Source organism: Saccharothrix mutabilis subsp. mutabilis, assembly GCF_039521145.1.
GTDB classification, from domain to species: domain Bacteria; phylum Actinomycetota; class Actinomycetes; order Mycobacteriales; family Pseudonocardiaceae; genus Actinosynnema; species Actinosynnema mutabilis.
Window position 1 is genome coordinate 329,546 of record NZ_BAAABU010000006.1, and the last position, 20,140, is coordinate 349,685.

The 20,140-nt window shown below is 72.6% G+C and carries 19 protein-coding genes; 6 read left to right on the top strand and 13 right to left on the bottom strand.

The features are described 5' to 3' along the window. Nucleotides 1-8 precede the first annotated feature (8 nt). Entirely contained in the window at nucleotides 9-305 is a 297-nt protein-coding gene (locus ABD126_RS17595) for a hypothetical protein (protein ID WP_343934935.1), read from the top strand. Between the two features lie 320 nt (nucleotides 306-625). On the opposite strand, the gene ABD126_RS17600 is transcribed toward ABD126_RS17595, so the two are convergent. The 7 genes from ABD126_RS17600 to ABD126_RS17630 form a co-directional block, all read right to left on the bottom strand. Further along, nucleotides 626-2,743 (bottom strand): transglycosylase domain-containing protein, encoded by a 2,118-nt coding sequence (locus ABD126_RS17600; protein WP_343934936.1) that lies wholly within the window; start codon nucleotides 2,741-2,743, stop codon nucleotides 626-628. A 202-nt stretch (nucleotides 2,744-2,945) separates the two neighbouring features. Next, nucleotides 2,946-3,989, bottom strand: coding sequence for a PfkB family carbohydrate kinase (locus ABD126_RS17605; protein WP_343934937.1), 1,044 nt, complete (start codon nucleotides 3,987-3,989; stop codon nucleotides 2,946-2,948). Between the two features lie 18 nt (nucleotides 3,990-4,007). Continuing rightward, on the bottom strand, nucleotides 4,008-4,688 hold the full coding sequence (shbA, locus tag ABD126_RS17610) for an RNA polymerase sigma factor ShbA (protein WP_343934938.1): 681 nt from the start codon (nucleotides 4,686-4,688) through the stop codon (nucleotides 4,008-4,010). A gap of 178 nt (nucleotides 4,689-4,866) precedes the next feature. Continuing rightward, nucleotides 4,867-6,096, bottom strand: coding sequence for a class I SAM-dependent methyltransferase (locus ABD126_RS17615; protein ID WP_343934939.1), 1,230 nt, complete (start codon nucleotides 6,094-6,096; stop codon nucleotides 4,867-4,869). Continuing rightward, a complete protein-coding gene (locus ABD126_RS17620; protein WP_343934969.1) occupies nucleotides 6,093-6,794 on the bottom strand; it encodes a DUF1365 domain-containing protein in 702 nt (233 codons plus the stop codon). Before ABD126_RS17620 ends, ABD126_RS17615 begins: the two co-directional genes overlap by 4 nt. Next, nucleotides 6,788-8,062 (bottom strand): NAD(P)/FAD-dependent oxidoreductase, encoded by a 1,275-nt coding sequence (locus tag ABD126_RS17625; RefSeq protein WP_343934940.1) that lies wholly within the window; start codon nucleotides 8,060-8,062, stop codon nucleotides 6,788-6,790. Before ABD126_RS17625 ends, ABD126_RS17620 begins: the two co-directional genes overlap by 7 nt. After that, nucleotides 8,046-8,726, bottom strand: coding sequence for an alpha/beta hydrolase (locus tag ABD126_RS17630; protein ID WP_343934941.1), 681 nt, complete (start codon nucleotides 8,724-8,726; stop codon nucleotides 8,046-8,048). The genes ABD126_RS17625 and ABD126_RS17630 overlap by 17 nt, the downstream gene beginning before the upstream one ends. Nucleotides 8,727-8,781: 55 nt before the next feature. On the opposite strand from ABD126_RS17630, the gene ABD126_RS17635 reads away from it, so the two are divergent. Genes ABD126_RS17635 through ABD126_RS17645 form a run of 3 tightly spaced genes read left to right on the top strand, consistent with a single transcriptional unit; the run spans nucleotide 8,782 to nucleotide 10,408 of the window. Further along, complete coding sequence (locus ABD126_RS17635; protein ID WP_343934942.1) at nucleotides 8,782-9,606, top strand: alpha/beta fold hydrolase; 825 nt, start codon at nucleotides 8,782-8,784, stop codon at nucleotides 9,604-9,606. A 51-nt stretch (nucleotides 9,607-9,657) separates the two neighbouring features. After that, a complete protein-coding gene (locus ABD126_RS17640) occupies nucleotides 9,658-9,843 on the top strand; it encodes a helix-turn-helix domain-containing protein (protein ID WP_121228113.1) in 186 nt (61 codons plus the stop codon). A gap of 4 nt (nucleotides 9,844-9,847) precedes the next feature. Further along, nucleotides 9,848-10,408, top strand: a complete 561-nt coding sequence (locus ABD126_RS17645) for a nucleotidyltransferase family protein (RefSeq protein ID WP_343934943.1) — start codon at nucleotides 9,848-9,850, stop codon at nucleotides 10,406-10,408. Between the two features lie 51 nt (nucleotides 10,409-10,459). Here the strand turns inward: ABD126_RS17645 and ABD126_RS17650 are convergent, their stop codons facing one another. Both ABD126_RS17650 and ABD126_RS17655 read right to left on the bottom strand, forming a co-directional pair. Further along, nucleotides 10,460-11,605, bottom strand: coding sequence for an MFS transporter (locus ABD126_RS17650; protein ID WP_343934944.1), 1,146 nt, complete (start codon nucleotides 11,603-11,605; stop codon nucleotides 10,460-10,462). After that, complete coding sequence (locus ABD126_RS17655) at nucleotides 11,598-12,353, bottom strand: DeoR/GlpR family DNA-binding transcription regulator (RefSeq protein ID WP_343934945.1); 756 nt, start codon at nucleotides 12,351-12,353, stop codon at nucleotides 11,598-11,600. Before ABD126_RS17655 ends, ABD126_RS17650 begins: the two co-directional genes overlap by 8 nt. 110 nt (nucleotides 12,354-12,463) lie before the next feature. Between ABD126_RS17655 and ABD126_RS17660 the strand changes: the two genes are divergently transcribed. Together ABD126_RS17660 and ABD126_RS17665 are read left to right on the top strand one after the other, a co-directional pair. After that, a complete protein-coding gene (locus tag ABD126_RS17660; RefSeq protein ID WP_343934946.1) occupies nucleotides 12,464-13,201 on the top strand; it encodes an SIS domain-containing protein in 738 nt (245 codons plus the stop codon). A 60-nt stretch (nucleotides 13,202-13,261) separates the two neighbouring features. Next, nucleotides 13,262-14,839, top strand: coding sequence for a penicillin-binding transpeptidase domain-containing protein (locus ABD126_RS17665; protein WP_343934947.1), 1,578 nt, complete (start codon nucleotides 13,262-13,264; stop codon nucleotides 14,837-14,839). Between the two features lie 13 nt (nucleotides 14,840-14,852). Here the strand turns inward: ABD126_RS17665 and ABD126_RS17670 are convergent, their stop codons facing one another. The 4 genes from ABD126_RS17670 to ABD126_RS17685 form a co-directional block, all read right to left on the bottom strand. Then, nucleotides 14,853-16,718 (bottom strand): ABC transporter ATP-binding protein, encoded by a 1,866-nt coding sequence (locus ABD126_RS17670; protein WP_343934948.1) that lies wholly within the window; start codon nucleotides 16,716-16,718, stop codon nucleotides 14,853-14,855. A gap of 374 nt (nucleotides 16,719-17,092) precedes the next feature. After that, nucleotides 17,093-17,914, bottom strand: coding sequence for an enoyl-CoA hydratase/isomerase family protein (locus tag ABD126_RS17675; RefSeq protein WP_343934949.1), 822 nt, complete (start codon nucleotides 17,912-17,914; stop codon nucleotides 17,093-17,095). Nucleotides 17,915-17,980: 66 nt separating this feature from the next. Further along, entirely contained in the window at nucleotides 17,981-18,190 is a 210-nt protein-coding gene (locus ABD126_RS17680) for a helix-turn-helix domain-containing protein (RefSeq protein WP_015103570.1), read from the bottom strand. Between the two features lie 175 nt (nucleotides 18,191-18,365). Continuing rightward, nucleotides 18,366-19,994: an ABC-F family ATP-binding cassette domain-containing protein gene (locus tag ABD126_RS17685; RefSeq protein ID WP_343934950.1), complete on the bottom strand. Its 1,629-nt coding sequence runs from the start codon at nucleotides 19,992-19,994 to the stop codon at nucleotides 18,366-18,368. Between the last annotated feature and the right edge of the window lie 146 nt (nucleotides 19,995-20,140).

The following is a 20,140-nucleotide window of genomic DNA, read 5'->3' on the forward strand; positions in this document are numbered from 1 at the left end:
TCGGGTAGATGGAGCGGCTCGTTGGCGGCCTGGGTGGGGATGTGAGGGGCTGCGCGGGCGCGGTGTGCGGGCGCGCGGTGTGTGTGGGCGCGGGTCGGCGGGCGCGCGGTCGGCAAGGGCGCGGCGCGGGCTCGGTGCGGGCGGCGCGGGCTCGGCGGGACGGCGCGGGCTCGACGGGGGTGGCGCGGGCTCGGTGGGGGCGGCGCGAGTCGGCGGGCGCGCGGTCAGCACGCCTCGGCGGCCAGGTTCGGCGCGGCCGGGTCGGCGCGGCCAGGCTCGGCGCGGCGCGGGCTCGGCGGCTGTGATCGGCGGGTGGGGGTGGCGGGGCCGGGGCGGGCGCGGGATCGCGCGGCGCGAGGCGGGCGGCGGACGCGCGGTTGGCGGGCTCGGTCGAGGGGCGCGGCGTGGGCGAGGGTTCGGCGCGAAGCGGGCGGCGCGAAGCGGGCGGCGCGAAGCGGGCGGCGCGAAGCGGCGCGGCGCGAAGCGGGCGGCGCGAAGCGGCGCGGCGGGTGGGTGGTGGGGAGCGGAGCGGGTGGTGGGTGTGGGTCGAGAGGTGTGGGAGTGAGGAAGAGCCGTGGCTCCCGGGTGGGGGCCACGGCTCTGGGGGACTGGGGTGGGTGGGCTGCTAGCGGTAGCGGGGGTCGACCGGGGGTAGCGGCGTCGGGTCCTTGCCCTCGTGGAGGGGTTTCATCGCGTTGAACCACGTCGGGGCCGCCACCGAACCGCCGAAGACACCCGTCGTGCCGGGGGCGTTGCCGCACAGCCTCGGCGGGGTGCTGTTGCAGATGACCTGCGGGGCCACGCCGTCGGTGAAGGTCATCACCGCGCCCGCGTAGTGCGCCGTCGCGCCCATGAAGGCCACCGACCAGTGGTCTTCCGTGGTCCCCGTCTTGCCGATCATCGGGCGGTCCCAGCCGGCCCGGCCCGCGGCGCCCGCCGCGGTGCCGCCGGTCTTGGTGTCGGCGCCCAAGCCGTTCGCCAGCGCGTTCGCCACCTCGGGAGCGACAGCCTGGTCGCACGGCGCTTCCTTCAGCGCCACCGGCCGGCCGTTGCGGTCGGTCACGCCCTCGACCGGGGTCGGCGGGCACCACTTGCCGGCGCTCATGATCGTCGCCGCCACGTTCGCCAGCTCCAGGATGCTGGTCGGGCCGACGCCGAGGGTGAACGAGCCGCGGTTCTCCGCCTTGATCGTCTCGCCCTGCGACCGCTCGCCCGGCTTCACCGGCTCGCCCTTGGTGGTCACGCCGTTCATCGACTCGCGCAGGCCCAGCCGCGAGGCCATGTCGACCACCTTGTCCAGGCCGACCTGCTCCTCCAGGATGACGAAGCCCGTGTTCGGCGACGTGGCGAGCGCCTCGGTCAGCGTCATCTTGTCCTTGTAGCCGGTGTTCGCGTTCTTGACGGTGTACCCGCCGCGGTCGCCCTTGTAGATCCGGGACGTGTACGTGGCCGGGGTGTCGATCTGCTTGTCGAGGCGGGCCACGCCGGCCTCCAGCGCCGCCGCCGCCGTGAACACCTTGTACGTCGAGCCCGTGCCGAACTTGGTCACCTCGGACGGCAGCGGGTAGGCGCTCTGCCCGGCTTCGGCGTTGTTGCCGAAGTCGCGGTTGGCCGCCAGCGCCCGGACGCGGTGCTTCTCGGCGCCCGGCTCCACGATCGCCATCGCGTTGGCGATGCCGTCCTGGGTCTTGGGCACCTGGTCCTCCGCCGCCTGCTTGGCCAGGCGGGTGGCGACCGGGTCCATCGTGGTGTGGATGGTGTAGCCGCCGCGCTTGAGCTCGTCCGCCGACAGCCCGGCCTTCTCCAGGTAGTCGATCAGGTACCGGCAGAAGAACCCGTACACCGGGCCGTCGCCGGCGCCCACGCAGCCGTTGGGCAGCAGCTTCAGGTCCGGCACCACGCCGATGCCCTCGGCCTTGTACTCCGCCGCCTTCTCCTCGGCCACCTTCGGGTCCGCGCCGAACGCCCCGTTCTCCCGCATCTTGTCGATCACGGTGTTGCGCCGCTTGATCGCGGGCTCCACCGCCGCGCCCGGGTTGAGCCGGCTCGGCTCGTTGACCAGGCCCGCCAGCATCGCCGCCTGCGGCACGGTCAGCTTGTCGGGCGTGGTGCCGAAGTAGGTTTTGGCCGCCGCGCCGACGCCGTAGGTGCCGTTGCCGAACGGGACGATGTTGAGGTACCCGGTGAGGATCTCGTCCTTGGTCATCTTCTGTTCGAGCTGCGTGGCGATGCGCGCCTCGCTGATCTTGCGGCCGATGGTGGCCTCGGTGGCCTTCGCGTAGGCCTCCTTCTCGCCCTTGCCGACCACGAACGCCAGGTAGTTCTTGACGTACTGCTGGGTCAGCGTGGACGCGCCCTGCGAGGTCTCGCCCTCGACGCCGGCCTTGGCCGCCGCCCGCGCGATGCCCTGCCAGTCGACGCCCTTGTGCTCGAAGAACCGCTTGTCCTCGATCGCGATGATCGCGGCCTTCATGGTGTCGGCGATGCCCTCGGACGGCACCGGGATGCGGTACTGGTCGTACAGGTACGCGATCGGCTGCTTGTTCATGTCGAGCACGGTGGTGACCAGCGGCAGCTCCGCCTTGGTCAGCTCACCCGAGGTCTGGTCCACCGTGTCCGCCGCGCGGTTGGACGCCAGGCCCAGCCCGCCCACGACCGGGAACAGCAGGGCGGCCACCAGGACCCCCGCCATGAGGCACAACCCCGCCAACTTCACCAGACCCGTCGCACGCGCGGCGAACACTGAACAACCCCTTCCGGATCCCCTCGAAGAAAAGCCCCCTGGACATAGAGTCGCGCGGCGACCGCCTCAGGTTGCTTGCGGACCCGAAATTACTCCTGCCCCTTTCGGGCGACCGCGAAACCCCCTGCGCCGCACGGCTCGCGGCCGTACAGGTCCCATGATCGAACAGGTGTTCGATCAGCGCAAGATCACGATCGGGTGATCATCGGGAGGAGCGCAGCCTGATCGTCGCGCTCGCCCGACGCACTTCGACGCCCGCGTGGTGCGGCACGACGTCCTCAAGGAACCGGTACGCGCGCAAGTCCGGGTCCACGTCCACCCGCCGGTTCACGGTGCGCCACCAGGTCGCGATGTCCATCCACCCCGGAGCCGACAGCGACCCGCCGAAGTGCTGAACCGACAGCGCCGCGCACAGGTTCGCGAACCGCACCCGGTCCCCCAGCGACCACCCCGACAGGGTCCCCAGCACGAACCCGGCGCCGAACACGTCCCCCGCCCCCGTCGAGTCCAGCGGCGCCACGTTCAACCCGGGCACGTCCACCACCTCGCCGGTCGAGGCGTCCACGGCCACCGCTCCCCCACCGCCGCGGGTGACCACCACCACAGGCACATGAGAGGACAGCGCACGCGCCGCATCAAGAGCGGACTCGGTCCGCGTGTACCGCATCGCCTCGACGTCGTTGGGCAGGAACACGTCGTACCCGTCCAGCCGGCGCAGCAGGTCCGGCGCCCACACCCCGGTCCGGTCCCACCCGATGTCGGCGAACAGCAGCGCCCCCGCGGCCTTCGCCGTGCGCACCCACTGCTCCTCCTCCGGCTGGATGTGCACGAAGCAGGCGCGCGTGCGCGGCGGCGGGTCGAGCATCTCGTCGGCGGACACCGGCGGCCGGTGCCCGTGGGTGACCATGGACCGGTCGCGGTCCATCGCCATGGACACGGTCACCGGCGTGTGCCACCCGTAGAACCGCCGGCAGTACGAGAGGTCCACGCCCTCCTGCTCCGCCAGCACCTCCCAGCAGAAGTCGCCGTACGCGTCCTCCCCGAACGCGGCGGACAGCGCCGTCCGCAGCTGCAACCGCGACAGCGCGACGGCGAGGTTGGCGATGCCGCCCGGGCACGAGCCCAGGCCCTCGGCCCACACCTCGGTGCCCGGCGCGGGCGGCCGGGGCAGGCCGGTGAAGATGATGTCCAGGAACACCGTGCCGGACAACAGCACGTCGAACGCGGGCTCGTCGGCGGTCGTCATCCCCCCACGATGCCAGGGTCAGCCCTCCACGGCCGCGAACATCTCCCGCATCCGCGCCAGCGCCCGGTGCTGGGCCACGCGCACCGCGCCGGGGGTCGAGCCGACGGCCGCCGCGGTCTCCTCGGCCGACAGCCCCACCGCGACCCGCAGCACCAGGATCTCCCGCTGCCGCTCGGGCAGCTTGCGCAGCAGCTGGGTGACGGCCTCGATCATCTCGCCGTTCATCGCCCGCTGCTCCGGCCCGTCCTCCAGCGCCGGCGTGTCGGGCAGCTCGGGCACGACCTCGCTGCGGCTGCGCACGGCGCGTCTTCGCGCGTCGGCGACCTTGTGCGCGGCGATGCCGTACACGAACGCCAGGAACGACCCGGGCTCGTACTTGTACTTGCCCAGCGCCGAGACGACGGCCAGGCAGACCTCCTGCGCGATGTCCTCCGCGGACACCAGCGTGCGCTCGCGCGTGCCCACGCGGGCGCGGCAGTAGCGCAGGACCAGCGGCTGGACGCGGGCGAGGAGGTGTTCCACCGCGCGCGGCTCGCCCGCCAGGGCGGCGTCGACCAGGTCGGCCAGCTCGACCTCGGCGGTCCAGCGCACGGACCGGACCGACGCCCCGCCGGCCAGCAGCGTGACCTCGGGGCGGCCGGGCGCCGCGGGGGCGACCTCGATCTCGACGTCAGCTCGCACGGATGCGTGCTGCACCATCCGGCGACCTCCTCACGCTCGTCTTCCCTCCCGGCTCATCCCGGCTCATTGATGAGGAGGACGCTGGGCGGCCCCTGATACGGGATTCGCCAAAGCTGACCACGAACGGGGTCCACGTGGTGGGAACAGCACCCGAGCGAGGGATGGAATGAACCGTTCGGCCCAATGAGCCGCGCCGCTACTTCACCAGGGCGAACTGCCTGACACCCAGATAGCCGACACGGAAGCCCGCTTCGGAGTAGGCCAGGTAGAACTCCCACATCCGCCGGAAGGTGTCGTCGAACCCGAGGGCGGCCACCTCGTCCCACCGGTCCAGGAACCGCTCGCGCCACCGCCGCAGCGTCTCGGCGTAGTCCGGGCCGAACTCGCGGGAGGCCTCGACGCGCAGCGCGGTGTGGTCGCGCACGGCCTCCTCGATCGACCGCACCGACGGGATGAGGCCGCCGGGGAAGATGTACTTGTGGATCCACGAGTAGCTGGCGGCGCTGGCCAGCATCCGGTCGTGCGGCATGGTGATGGCCTGGAGCCCGAACCGCCCGCCGGGCACGAGTGACCGGTCGACCATGGAGAAGTAGGCCGGCCAGTACTCGCCGCCCACGGCCTCGATCATCTCCACGCTGACCACGGCGTCGTACCGGCCGGTCTCCTCGCGGTAGTCGCGCAGGTGCACGGTGACCCGGTCGCCCACGCCGGCCGCCGCCACCCGCTTCTCGGCCAGCGCCTTCTGCTCGGCGGACAGGGTCAGCGAGGTGACGGTCGCGCCGCGCCGGGCGGCGTGGACGGCCAGGGCGCCCCAGCCGGTGCCGATCTCCAGGACGTTCGAGCCCGACCGCACGCCCGCGTAGTCCAGCACGCCGTCGATCTTGCGCAGCTGGGCGTCCTCCAGCGGCTGGTCGCGGCGCTCGAACCAGGCCGACGAGTAGGTCATGGTCTCGTCGAGGAACACCGCGAACAGGTCGTTGGACAGGTCGTAGTGCCGGTGGATGTTGCTCCGGGACCCGGTGAGGTCGTTGCTGTCCGACGCGGGGTGGCGGCGCTCGGCCCAGCGGCGCAGCAGTTGCAGCTTCGGCGGGACGAGCGTGGTCAGGCGGGCGGCGAACGCGGTGAGCAGGTCGGCCAGGCGGTGGGAGGTCCAGTCGCCGACCATGTACGCCTCGCCGAACCCGATCTTGGCGTCCACGCCGAGCCGGTGGAAGAACGCCTCCGGCCGGTGCAGGCGCATGACCGGCGCGTCGGGGCCGCCCGCGCCCAGCCGCGCGCCGCCGGGCAGCACTACCCGCACGGGCAGGGCGCGCACGGCGTTGCGGAACAGGGCCTCGGCGAGGCGGGCCCGCCACGGCGAGCGGGGCGGGGTGTGCAGTCCGGGCCACACGCCCTGGTTCGGGCGGGGTACGTCGATGGTGCTCATCGGCCACTCCTCGGGACGATCGGCACGCGTCGCGCCCACAACGCGATGCCGTGACGGCGGATCAACCCGGACACCCGGTGGGTCACCAGCGGTCGGCGGACCAGCAGCCGGACCAGCTCCCGCGGTGTCGCGGGCCGCCTGTGCCCCTTCATCGTGGCACTGAAGGGCGTGTGGCCGCCCTGGCGCAGGGCGATGGTCACGGAGAGTTCTTCGTCCGGCTCGGGCAGGCGCATCACGTACTCGCCGGACAGCTCCAGGAACGGCGACACGTAGAAGTCCTTTTCGACCCGTGCGCGGCCGGCGTCGTCCGGGCGCACCAGGTACGCGTGCCGTTGGCCATAAGTGTTGTGTACCTCGGCGATGACGCACTCAAGCGCGCCCAACGCGTTGTAGCACCAGTAGAGGGACAGCGGGTTGAACACATGTCCCAGCAGGCGCGCGTTGGCGAGCATGAGCACGCGCCCGCCCGCGAGGTCGATGCCCCGTGCGGCGAGCCAGGCGTTCACGTTCTCCTTGATGGACCGCTCCGGCGACCCCAGGTGGTCACGGGCGTCGAACCGCGCGAACGGCCGCAGCCAGAACGGCAGGCGGGGTAGCGCGTCCAGGTCCACCAGCCACACGTAGGCGCGGTGGGTGAACGAGCGGTTCAGGCGTTCCCGGCGCACGTGGCCGATCTCGACCTCGTACAGGTTCACCAGGCCGCTCCGAAGACGCCCGCCGCGCGCACCCCCGACGCGCACCCGTCCTCGTGGAAACCCCACCCGTGGTAGGCGCCGGCGTAGGTTGTCACCGCGGTGTCCAGGGAGGGCAGCCGTCTTTGGGCCGCAAGGGATTCCGGCGTGTAGACGGGGTGTTCGTACACCATCCGGGCGATCACCGAGCCTTGGTCGACAAGATCGGTCGCGTTCAGTGTCACCACGTAGTCAAGGGGCTCGGCCAGGCGCATGAGCCGGTTCATGTGGTAGCTGACCAGGACGGGCCCGCCGCGTTCGTGGCAGGCGGGTTTGCGCACGTTCCAGGAGGCCTTCGCGCCGGCCGACGCGGGCAGGACGCGGGCGTCGTGGTGCAGCCAGGTCTCGTTGCGCGAGTAGCGGAACGCGCCGAGCACCGCGCGTTCGTCGGGGGTCGGGTCGGCGAGCAGGGCCAGGGCCTGGTCGGGGTGCGTGGCGATGACGACCTTGTCGGCGCGGTGCCGCTGACCGGCGTCGTCGCGCAGCTCCACGCCGTCGGCGGTGCGGTTCACGGCCCGGATCGGGGTGGACACGTGCACGGCGGTCAGGTCCTTCACGACCTTCTCCACGTACGCGCGCGACCCGCCGACCACCGTCTTCCACTGCGGCGAGCCACCGACGGACAGCATTCCGTGGTTGGCCAGGAACTCGAACAGGTACCGCGCGGGGTAGCGCCGGCTGACGTCGGGACCGGCCGACCACACGGCCGACACCAGCGGCAGGACGAAGTGGTCCACGAAGTACCGCGAGTAGCCGCCGATGGCCAGGAACGCGCCGAGCGTGGTGTCGTGGTCGTCGCCGAGGGCGAGCAGGCGCTTGGCGTGCCGGTGGAACCGGGCCACCTCGGCGAGCATGCGCAGGTAGGCGGGTCGGGCGAGGTTGGCGGGCTGCGCGAACAGCCCGGCGAGCTTGCGGGCCCCGGCGTACTCCAGGCCGCACCCGTCGCACCGCACGCTCATGGACATCTCGGAGTCCTGAGTGGACACGCCCAGTTCACGGAACAGGCGGACCAGGTTCGGGTAGGTGCGTTCGTTGTGGACGATGAACCCGCTGTCCACGTGGGTGGTGCCGCCGTCCTCGGTGGGCAGCTCGTGGGTGTGCGCGTGACCGCCGAGCCGGTCGTCCTGTTCGAACAGCACCACCTCGTAGCGGCGCGCCAACAGGTAGGCGGCGGTCAGCCCGGCCACCCCGCTGCCGACGACCGCCACGCGCGGTCGTTCACCGGTTTGCACCACGTGTTCCTCCTAGTGGGACGTCGAGACCCTCCGACGAGCACATGGCGTTCGTGATGTACGGGGCGACCGGTTCGACATTCAGTTCGCCGAAGACGTAGTCCTTGACCAGACGGGTCCAGTCGGCGGCGCGGCGCAGCATGGCGTGGCCGTCGCCGTGCACGGCGAAGCGCGCCACGCGTTCCGTGACGCCACGGGCGCGCACGGCGTACCGGTAGGACTTCGCGGGGTCGGTGTAGCGCTCACGGTCGCCGTGTGCGATCAGGAGTGACCGTCCGGCGAGCTGTGCCACGGGTTCACCCGGCTCGATCCACGGCGCGAGTGCGCACACGGCGACCACTTGAGGGTCGTCGGCCACGCGTAGTGCGGTTCGGCCGCCCATGGAGTGGCCCACGAGAGCCGTGGGAACATCGGGCATTTGCGACAACGCCCACCGTGCGTCCTCCACGGGGTGCAGGTGCGGCGCGTTCCAGCCCTGGTAGCGGTAGCGCAGGACGTGGACGGCGACGCCGTCACGGCGCAGGGCCTTGGCGAACGGCAGCATCCGCAGGTACGTGAGCCGGGCGCGGTGCACCGGGCCGTAACCGTTGGCCCGACCGCCGTGCAGCACCAGGACGGCGGCGCGGACGGGTCCGGCGGGCGCGAGGGCGTGGAGCGCGGGCGGCACGGTTGAATGTTCGGGCGAGGACCACGACCGGATCACGGATGGGACCTGGATCACAGTGATCGAACAGCTTGCGGTGGAGACGGGCGAGGGCGTCTTCGACGCGATCGCGGCCGGACCGGCGGACGGGCGGCCGGTGCTGCTGCTGCACGGCTTCCCGCAGGCGGCGGTGGCCTGGGAGCACCCGGTGCACGTGCTCGGGCGCAACGGGTACCGGGCGGTGGCGTTCGACCAGCGCGGCTACTCCCCCGGCGTGCGGCCCGAGCGGCCCGCGGAGTACGGCGTGGACTCGCTGGTCGGCGACGTGCTCGCGGTCGCGGACGCGCTCGGGTTCGGCCGGTTCGACCTGGTCGGGCACGACTGGGGCGGCGCGGTGGCGTGGTGGACGGCCTACGAGCACCCGGAGCGGCTGCGGACGCTGACCGCGGTCTCGACGCCGCACCCGCGTGCGCTGGCGGACGCCATGAAGACCGACGAGGACCAGCACATGCGCTCGGCGTACATGACCGAGTGGCGCTCCTCGACCACCGAGAAGCGGATGCTGGCCGACAACGCGGACGCGCTGCGCCGGATGTTCGAGTGGAAGGTGCCGCCGTCGCGGGTGGACGAGTACGTGCGGCGGCTGTCCGAGCCGGGCGCGCTGACCGCGGCGCTCAACTGGTACCGCGCGGGCCGTCCGGGCGGGCGGATCGAGCACGTCACGGTGCCCACGATGTACGTGTGGAGCACGGAGGACGTGGCGTTCGGCTCGACCGCCGCGCTGGACACCGGCAAGTGGGTCAAGGGGCCGTACCGGTTCGAGATGCTGGAGGACGTGTCGCACTGGGTGCCGGAGCAGGTGCCCGAGGCGTTGACGGCCCTGCTGCTGGAGCATCTTTCGTGATTTGTCCGTGATCGTTGAACCGCGCCCCCGGCGTGGCACGTGTTCTGGCGTATGACGGAGTTGACCTACTCGGAGCGCAGGGTCGCGACCCTCGCCGCGTGTGGCCACAGCAACCGGGCTATCGCGATGCGCCTGCACATCACCGTGAGCACCGTGGAACAGCACCTGACGCGGGTGTACCGCAAGCTGGCCGTCTCCAGCCGGGCCGAGCTGAAGGGGCACCAAGCCCTAGTGTGACCCCATGCGGGTCGCGGGGTTGTTGCTGGCCGCGGGCGGCGGGCGCAGGTTCGGCCGGCCCAAGGCCCTGGTGTCGCACGCCGGTGCGCTGTGGGTCGACTCGACCTTGGCGGTGCTGCGCGACGCGGGGTGCGCGCCGGTGGTCGTGGTGCTCGGGGCGCGTTCCGAGGAGGTGCGCGCGAGGGCCGTGCTGGACGGTGCGGACGTGGTCGTGAACGACGACTGGGCGTCCGGCATGGGGTCGTCCCTCCGGGTCGGCCTGGCGGCCTTGGACGCTTCGGCGGACGCGGTCGTCGTGCTGCCGGTGGACACCCCGGGCGTCACGGTCGCGGCGGTGCGCCGTTTCGCCGCGCGCGCCACCCCGTCCGCGCTGGCCCGCGCGGAGTACGGCGGCGCGCCGGGCCACCCGGTGCTCATCGGCAGGGACCACTGGCGCGGTGTGTCGGACTGCGCGACCGGTGACGCCGGGGCCCGGGACTACCTCAAGGCGCACGGGGCGGTGGCCGTGCCGTGCGACGACGTGGCGGACGGCCGCGACGTGGACCGGCCCGAGGACCTGCCGTGATCCGTGCACCAGCCGTTGAGGCGGTTGCCCTCGGGTGTCGGCTTCGGCTCGTCACCGTTTGAGCGCACGGGCGCTGAGGACCACCCCCAGGCACAGCACGGGCAGGATGCCCAGGGCCAGGCTCTGCGACGTGGCGTGGGCCAGCAGGCCGATCAGCGGCGGACCCAGCAGGAAGCCCGCCCAGCCGGCCGTGGCGACCCCGGCGATGGCCTGCGCGGCGTGGGCGTCGGACTGGGCCGCGGCCGAGCTGAACGCCACCGGCACGATGCACGCCAGGCCCAGCCCGAACAGGCCGAACCCGACCAGCGCCACGCCGAACTGGCCGACCACCAGGGCCACGCCCAGACCCACCGCGCCGACGGCGGCCAGGGACGCCACCACGCGGGCGGGCCCGAAGCGCAGCACCCACCGGTCGCCCATGACCCGGCCGACGAACATCAGCATCGCGAACACCGCGTAGCCCCAGCCCGCCGCCTCCGCCGACACCCCGACGGTCTCCTTGAGGTACAGCGCCGCCCAGTCGCCGACCGCGCCCTCGCACAGCAGGCCGGCGAACATGATCGCGCCGAGCACCAGCACGCGCTTGTCCCGCCACGGCAGGCCGAGCTTGTGCTCGTCCACCGCGTGGTCGTCGCCGAGCATGGCCCGCGACAGCGGCCACGCGACCAGCGCGACCAGGACCGTGACGGCGACCATCTGGCCGGTCAGGTCCACGCCGAAGCTGATGGCGACCGCGCCCAGGCCGACGCCGATGAACCCGCCGAAGCTCCACCAGGCGTGGAAGCTGGACAGGATCGGGCGGCCGTAGGCGTTCTCCACGGCGATGCCCTGCGAGTTCATCGCCACGTCCAGCGCGCCCTGGAACGCGCCCCACAGCGCCAGCGCCACGAACAGCGCCCACGCCGTCCACGCGATGCCCAGCAGCGGCGAGGTCAGGCCGTAGCCCAGGAACATCAGCAGGACGACCCGCCGGCTGCCCCACTTGGCGACGGCGTTGCCCACCAGGAGCATCGCGACGACGGACCCGACGGGCGCGCCCAGCAGCGTCAGGCCGAGGGTGCCGTCGTTGAGGCCCAACTCCTCCTTCACCGCGGGGATGTGCGGGGTCCACGCGGCGAAGACGGCCGCGTGCAGGGCGAACACGAGCGCCGTGGCGACCCGTGCGCGGCGCGGAGCGTCGAGGGCGGTGTCAGACAAGGCGGACCTCCACGCCGGCCTCGCGCAGCCGCTCGACCTCGTCCCGCGGGGCGTCCCGGTCGGTGACCAGGACGTCGATCTCGTCGGCGCCGCACACCCGGCCGAACGCGGTGCGCCCGAACTTGGAGCTGTCCACGGCGGCGACGATGCGGGCGGAGGCGTCCACGGCGGCCTTCTTCACCGCGCCCTCGGCGAGGTCGTGGGCGGAGACGCCGTCGCGGGCGCTGAGGCCGCAACTGCCGAGCACCATCGTGTCGAACCGCATGACCTTGAACGCGTACTCGGTCAGCGGGCCGACGAACGCCAGCTCACCGGGGCGGATGTCGCCGCCGGGCAGGACCATGCGCACGTTCTCGGCGCCGCGCAGCGCGTCGGCGGCGTGCAGGGACAGCGGGAGCACGGTGAGCCGCCGGTCGGTGAGCCGCCGCGCGACCTCCAGGGTGGTGCTGCCGCCGTCGAGCACCACGGTCTCGCCGTCGTCGAGCAGGTCCGCGACCGCCTCGCCGATGCGCCGCTTGGCCTCCAGGCGCTGCCGGGACCGCGCCGCGTACGGGGTCTCCTCGCCGGTCAGCATGCTGACCGCGGCCCCGCGCACCCGGCGCAGCAGCCCGTCGCGCTCCAGCGCGTCCAGGTCGCGGCGCACGGTCATCTCCGACGCGCCGACCAGTTCCGCGAGCGCGCCGACGGCGACCCGTTCGCCGCCGCGCAGCCGCTGGAGGATCAGCTCGTGGCGCGTTGCAACATCCATGGTGTTCATCTGAACATGTGATGTGTTCGAACGTCAAACGCCTCCTGGCGGCCGGTGCGCGGATCGGGTAGGACTGGCGATCACTTGGTTCAGACCATTGGAGGGACCGCATGACCGAGACCGTGCCCGGCTCCGACTACGGCGATGTCGTGCGCAACCACCTCACCTGGGTGGAGCAGGCCAACGCGGCGGCGCTGGACGACGTCGCGGAGCTGGTCCTGGCCACCGTGCGCGCCGACGGCACGATCCTCGCCGCGGGCGCGGGCCACTCGCTGGCCGCCGTCGCCGAGACCTTCTACCGGGCGGGCGGCCTGGCCTGCGTGCGCCCGGTCTACCACCCCGAGTTGCTGCCCATGCACGGCGCGATCAGCAGCACCGCCGCCGAGCGCCGCTCGGGCCTGGCCGCCGAGGTGCTGCGGGAGGCGGGCCTGGCAGCGCACGACGTGCTGTTCGTCTTCTCCACCTCCGGCGTCAACCCGTACCCGGTGGAGCTGGCCGTGCACGCCGCCGACTCCGGCGTCCCGGTGGTCGCGGTGACGTCCCTGGCCGCGAGCGCCGCCGCACCGCGCCGCGCGGGCACCACGCTGGCCGAGAACGCGACCGTCGTGCTGGACAACCTCGTGCCGCCCGGCGACGCCACCTACCCGGTCGACAGCCCGGTGATCGCCGCCGTGTCGACGGTGGCCACGGCGTTCCTGTGGAACCTGCTGCTCGTGCGGCTGTTCGACAAGGCCGCCGAGACCGGCGTCGCGCTCCCGTTGTGGCGCAGCGCGAACGTCGAGGGCGGCGACGCGGCGAACTCGGACCTGTTGCGCAAGTACCAGTCCCGCATCCCGCAGTTGGGATGAGTACGAATACTCACGATTCCTCCACGGGGTGGCGATAACCTCCGGTCCGGAGGGGGAATCGTGAACCAGAGAACGAAGCGCTTCGTGCTGGCCGGGGGCGGGTTGACGGCGGTCGCGGTGATCGTCGCCGGGGTGGTCGTGCTGACCTCCGGCGCGAGCCCGCTGGCCGACCCGCCGGTGCCGACGGTGAGACCGCAGCCGGGACCGGCCGCCCAGGAGTTCGTCAACTGGCTGGTGCGCAAGGACGCCGCCCGCGCGGCGGCGGCCACCGACGCGGCCGGGGCGGCGGAACCGGTGCTGTTCAAGACGTTCCAGGGCATGACGGCCACGGAGTTCCACGGGCGGCTGGGCGTCGTCCCGCCGCCCGCCGAGTCCGCGACGACGGCCGTGGCCGACCTCGACGTGACGTGGTCGCTGCCGGACCAGACGTCGGTGAAGTACCAGACGAAGGTCGAGCTGCGGCTGGTCGAGGGCAAGTGGCGGGTGCACTGGGCGCCGACCGTGCTGCACCCGCAGCTCGCCGAGGGCCAGAGCCTGGCCTACCTGCCGACCTCCGGCGACGGCGCGCTGCTCGACCGGACCGGCGCGCCCGTGGCGCCGGACCTGGCCCCGCAGGTGATGGGTTCGGTGCGGCGGGAGGTCGGCAGCCTTACCGGGACTCCCGGCTGGCAGGTCGCCGTGGTCGATCCCGCGGGCGTGCCGGTCACCGTCGTCCAGGAGAAGAAGGCCCAGGCGAAGCAGACGCTGACCGTGACGCTGGACCCGCCGGTGCAGCGCGCGGCGCAGGCGGCGGTGGACCAGGTGGAGCAGAAGGCGGTGATCGTGGCGATCGAGCCGTCCTCGGGCGAGATCGTGGCCGTGGCGCAGAACGCCGCCGCCAGCTCCGGCGGCCTGGTCGCGATGCAGGGCTGGTACGAGCCCGGCTCGACGTTCAAGATCGTCACCGCGGCGGCGGCGCTCACGGCGGGCACCGCGACGCTGGACACCGAGGTCGAGTGCCCGGGCAAGAAGACCATCGGCACGCGGCAGATCGTCAACGACGGCCAGTTCGACCTGGGGACGGTGTCGCTGCGGCAGGCGTTCGCGGCGTCGTGCAACACCAGCTTCAGCCAGCTGGCGGCCGACCTGCCCGCCGACGCCCTGCCCCGCGCGGCGTCGCTGTTCGGGCTGGACGCGGACTTCACCATCGCCGGCGTCACCACCAACACCGGCAAGGTGCCGCCGGCGGGGACCGTCCCCGAGCGGGTCGAGGCGGGCATCGGCCAGGGCAAGGTGCAGACGACGCCGTTCGGCATGGCGCTGGCGGCGGCGACCGTGGCGAAGGGCAGCATCCCGACCCCGAACCTGATCCGGGAGATCCCGACGACCGGCGGCACCGGGCGGGCGCTGCCCGGCGACGTCGCCTCCGCGCTGCGCACCATGATGCGCGGCGTGGTCACCGGCGGGACCGCGACCCAGCTCGCCGGGCTGGGCGACGTGCGCGGCAAGACCGGCACGGCCCAGCACGGCGACGGCACGCGCTCGCACGGCTGGTTCATCGGCTACCGGGGCGACCTGGCGTTCTCGGTGGTGGTCATCGACGGCGACACCTCGAAGGTCGCCGTCGGCGCCGCCGCCAAGTTCCTCGGCGCGATCTAGCCCGCTGGTCGGGTCACGCGGCGGTGGGCGCTTCGTCGAACTGGGTCCGGTGCAGCTCGGCGTAGCGCCCGTCCGCCTCGATCAGCTCGGCGTGGGTGCCGCGTTCGACGACCCGGCCGTCCTCCACGACCAGGATCTGGTCGGCGGCGCGGATCGTGGACAGCCGGTGCGCGATCACCAGCGCGGTCCGGCCGCGCAGCGCCTCGCCCAGCGCGGCCTGCACCGCCGCCTCGGACTCGGAGTCCAGGTGGGCGGTGGCCTCGTCGAGGATGACCACGCGCGGGCGGGCCAGCAGCAGCCGGGCGATGGTCAGCCGCTGCCGCTCGCCGCCGGAGAGCCGGTAGCCGCGCTCCCCCACGACCGTGTCCAGGCCGTCGGGCAGGGACCGCACCAGCGGCTTGAGGCGGGCGCGGTCGAGGGCGTCCCACAGCTCGTCCTCGCCGGCGTCGGGGCGCGGGTAGGACAGGTTGGCGCGGATGGTGTCGTGGAACAGGTGCCCGTCCTGGGTGACCACGCCGACCGCGCGGCGCAGGTCGTCGAACCCGAGGTCCCGGACGTCCTCCCCGGACAGCCGGACCGCGCCCGCGTCCACGTCGTACAGGCGCGGCACGAGCGAGGCGATCGTGGACTTGCCCGCGCCCGACGAGCCGACCAGCGCGACGAGCTGACCGGGTTCGGCGCGGAAGCTGATGCCGTGCAGCACTTCCTCGCCCCCGCGGCTGTCCAGGGTCGCGACTGATTCGAGCGAGGCGAGGGACACCTTGTCCGCCGCCGGGTACCCGAACCGGACGTCCTCGAACTCGACCGACACCGGCCCGTCGGGCAGCTTCCGGGGCTGCGGCTTCTCCTCGATCATGGGCTTGAGGTCGAGCACCTCGAAGACCCGCTCGAAGCTGACCAGCGCCGTCATCACGTCCACGCGGGCGTTGGCCAGCGCGGTCAGCGGCGTGTAGAGGCGGGTGAGCAGGAGGGCGAGCGACACGACCGTGCCCGCGGCGAGGTGGCCGGTCAGCGCGAGGTAGCCGCCGAGGCCGTAGACGAGGGCCTGGGCGAGGGCGGAGACCAGCGTGAGGCCGGTCATGAACCAGCGGGTGGCCATCGCGGTGCGGACCCCGATGTCCCGGACGCGCTCGGCCCGTTCGCTGAACTCGCCCAGCTCGGCCCGCGGACGCCCGAACAGCTTGACCAGCGTCGCGCCGGGCGCGGAGAAGCGCTCGGTCATCTGCGTGGTCATGCCGGCGTTGAGCGTGGACGCCTCGCGCTGCAGGTCTGCCATGCGGCTGCCCATGCGGCGGGCGGGCAGCACGAAGATCGGCAGCAGCACCAGCGCGAGGGCTGTCACCTGCCAGGACAGCGTGAACATCACGCCCAGCGACAGGCCGAGCTGGATGACGTTGGTGACCACGCCGGACAGCGTCGAGGTGAACGCCCGCTGCGCGCCGATCACGTCGTTGTTGAGCCGGCTGACCAGCGCCCCGGTCCGGGTGCGGGTGAAGAACGCGACCGGCATGCGCTGCACGTGCTCGAACACGGCCCGCCGCAGGTCGTAGATCAACCCCTCCCCGATCCGCGCCGACTGCCACCGCTCGACCAGCCCGAGCGCGGCGTCCACGATCGCGATCCCGGCGATGGCGACGGCCAGCCACACGACGACCGACACGTCCCGGCCGCCCACGATGGCGTCCACCACCCGGCCGGCCAGCACGGGCGTGCTCACCGCGAGCACCGCCGACACGACCGTGAGCGCCAGGAACACCCCCAACTTGGCCCGATGCGGCCCGGCGAACCCGACCACCCGCCTGAACGTCCCCCGCCGCACCGCCTTCGGCGTGCCGGACGCCGCCATCGCACTGCGCATCAAGCCCCATGTGCCATCCACGACAGGGGAGAACGCCCAGGTCGGCTCACGGCTTCCCGGTGCGGGCGACTACTTGTCCGCTGTCGGCGTAGCCCGGGCCCGTCCCCCGCCCCCGCGTCCCTCCTTCTACGGGACGCGCGAGTCGGGGAAAGGTCGCAGATCCTGCATGTCCCCGATCGGGTGATGTTGGGGCGGGTAGCACGGGCGGTACGGCGCGGACAGGCGGCACAGGCGGTGGGGCCGCGGGCGGGGCGGCCGGGCGGGGCGGGGGTCGCGGGCGGGGCGGAGGTCGTGGGTGGGCGGCGCGTCCCGGGCGGCGCGGCGCGTCCCGGGTGGGCGGCGCGTCGCGGGTGGCGGCGCGTCGCGGGTGGGTGCCGGGGAGTGGTGAGTGTGGGTCAGGCCTTGGTGGCGGCTGTGGCCAGGGCGGTCAGTTCGGTCAGGCGGCGGACCTGGGCCTCGCGTTCCGCCTGGAGCTGGGACTGCTCGGTGGCGTTGTCCGCCGCGTGCGCCAGCAGGGCCAGGGTCTCGCGGACGGCGCCGGGCATGGGGCGCAGGACCTGGGTGACCAGGTCGTCCACGGCCGCGTCGAGGCGGTCGCCGGGGACGACGCGGTTGGCCAAGCCGATGCGCTCGGCCTCCTCGCCGCCGACCCGGCGACCGGTCACGCAGATCTCGGCCGCCCTCGAATACCCGACCAGCCTCACCAGCGGCAGGGTGCCGCCCAGGTCGGGGACCAAGCCCAGGGACGTCTCGGCCATGCAGAACTGCACGTCGTCCGCTGCCACGCGGAAGTCGCACGCCAGCGCGAGCTGGAAGCCCGCGCCGATGGCGTGCCCGTGCACGGCGGCGATCGTCACCCGGGAGGGGTCGCGCAGCCAGCGGAAACCCTCCTGGAACTCCGCGATCAACGCCGCGCCGCCTTCGGGCCCGCGGAGGGTGATCTCCGACAGGCCCGGCTCGCCCTCCACCGGGGCGCCGCTGAACATCCGCCGGTCGAGACCGGCGGAGAAGGCACGACCGGAGCCCCGGACGACCACGACGCGGACGTCCGGGTCCAGCAGCGCGCCGATCGTCCGCAACGCCGTCCAGGTGGACGGCGTCTGTGCGTTGAGCACGTCGGGACGATCGAGCGTGATCGTCGCGCGCGGTCCGTCGACGACGAGCCGCACGCCTCCGCGTTCCAGCAGGCCGGCGTCGATGGTGGTCGGTGCCGACATGCGCGTTACCTCCGGGTTCAGGTCGGCGCCGTCTCTCCTCGACGCCCGTTGTTACCGGAGGGTAGCTTACTTCTTCTTCGTGCGGGTGGCGCCACCGCGACCGCGAAGCTGCACACCGGACTCGCTGAGCACCCGGTGCACGAAGCCGTAGGAGCGTCCGGTGGACTCGGCCAACGCCCGGATGCTCGCGCCCTTTTCGTACTTCTTCTTCAGGTCAGCGGCCAGCTTGTCCCGCGTGGCGCCGGTGATCCGGGCGCCCTTCTTCAGGTCAGCCACCTTGTCCCGCCTTCCGTAGACAGCAGGTCGGGCCGTGAAAGCCCCTGTCGTCGCAATGATCGAACACGGCGACCAAGAACGCCAGGCGATCATGCGAAAAGATCGGCGAGCGGTCGATCGGGTGAGGGGCGAACACGGAGAGTGGATCTACCGTGATGCGACTGAAACCTGTTGCTCAGGCCAACTGCACGAGTTCCAGGTACTCCTCGGACCAGTGGTCCTCGGTTCCGTCGGGCAGCAGGATCACCCGCTCGGGCTCAAGGGCCTCCACCGCTCCGGGGTCGTGCGTGACCAACACGACCGCGCCCTCGTAGCGGCGCAGCGCGTCGAGCACCTGCTCGCGGCTGGCCGGGTCGAGGTTGTTGGTCGGCTCGTCGAGCAGCAGCACGTTCGCGGCGCTGGACACCAGGCCGGCGAGCGCGAGCCGGGTCTTCTCGCCGCCGGACAGGGTGCCCGCGGGCTGGTCGAGCTGCTCGCCGCTGAACAGGAACGTGCCCAGCAGCGAGCGCAGCTGCTGTTCGGGCACGTCCGGGGCGGCGTGGCGGATGTTCTCCCACACCGTGGCATGGTGGTCGAGCGTCTCGTGCTCCTGCGCGAAGTAGCCCACCTTCAGGCCGTGACCGGGGACGACCTCGCCGGTGTCGGGCTGCTCCATCCGCCCGATCAGGCGCAGCAGGGTCGTCTTGCCCGCGCCGTTGAGGCCCAGGATCACCACGCGCGAGCCGCGGTCGATCGCCAGGTCGACGCCGGTGAACACCTCCAGCGACCCGTAGGACTTGCTCAGGCCCTCGGCGGTGAGCGGGGTCCGGCCGCACGCGGCGGGCTGCGGGAAGCGGATCTTCGCGACCTTGTCCGCCTGGCGGGTCTCCTCCAGGCCGGACAGCAGCTTCTCGGCGCGGCGGGCCATGTTCTGCGCGGCCACCGCCTTGGTCGCCTTCGCGCGCATCTTGTCGGCCTGCGCCATCAGCGCGCCGGCCTTCTTCTCGGCGTTGGCGCGCTCGCGGCGGCGGCGCTTCTCGTCGGCGGCGCGGGCCTCCAGGTACTTCTTCCAGCCCATGTTGTAGATGTCGATCTCGCCGCGGGTGGCGTCGAGGAACCACACCTTGTTGACCACGTCGTCGAGCAGCTCGACGTCGTGGCTGATCACGACCAGGCCGCCGTCGTGGTTCTTGAGGAACCCGCGCAGCCACGCGATCGAGTCGGCGTCGAGGTGGTTGGTCGGCTCGTCGATCAGCAGGATCGTGCTGGACTTCGCGCCCACGCCCGCCTCGGACGCGGCGAACAGGATGCGCGCCAGCTCGACCCGGCGGCGCTGACCACCGGACAGGGTGCGCAGCGGCTGCGCGAGGACGCGGTCGGCCAGGCCCAGGTTGGAGCAGATCCGGGCGGCCTCGCTCTCGGCGGCGTACCCGCCGAGGGCGGCGAACCGCTCCTCCAGCTTGCCGTACTTGCGCACGGCGGCCTGCAGCTCGGCGTCGTCCACCAGCTCGGCCATGGTGGACTGCATCTTCTCCATGTCGCGCAGCAGCTGGTCCAGGCCGCGCGCGGACAGCACGCGGTCCTTGGCGATAACCGACAGGTCGCCCTCGCGCGGGTCCTGCGGCAGGTAGCCGAGGTCGCCGCTGCGCCGCACCTCGCCCGCGTAGGGCTGGCCCTCGCCGGCCAGGACGCGCAGGGACGTGGTCTTGCCCGCGCCGTTGCGGCCGACGAGGCCGATGCGGTCGCCGGGCTGGACGCGCAGCGTGGCGTCGGACAGCAGGATGCGCGAACCGGCGCGCAACTCAAGATCGGTTGCGGTGATCAAGGCGGAACTCCGGTGGATTGTGGTCGTGCGGGGTCGACAGTGCGGCTTCGGACGCGCGCAACGGACCTACTCGATCAAGACGACCACCCCACCAGTCTACGGGCGGGGCGCCACCGAATTAGCCGCGTGTGTCCACCGGCATACAT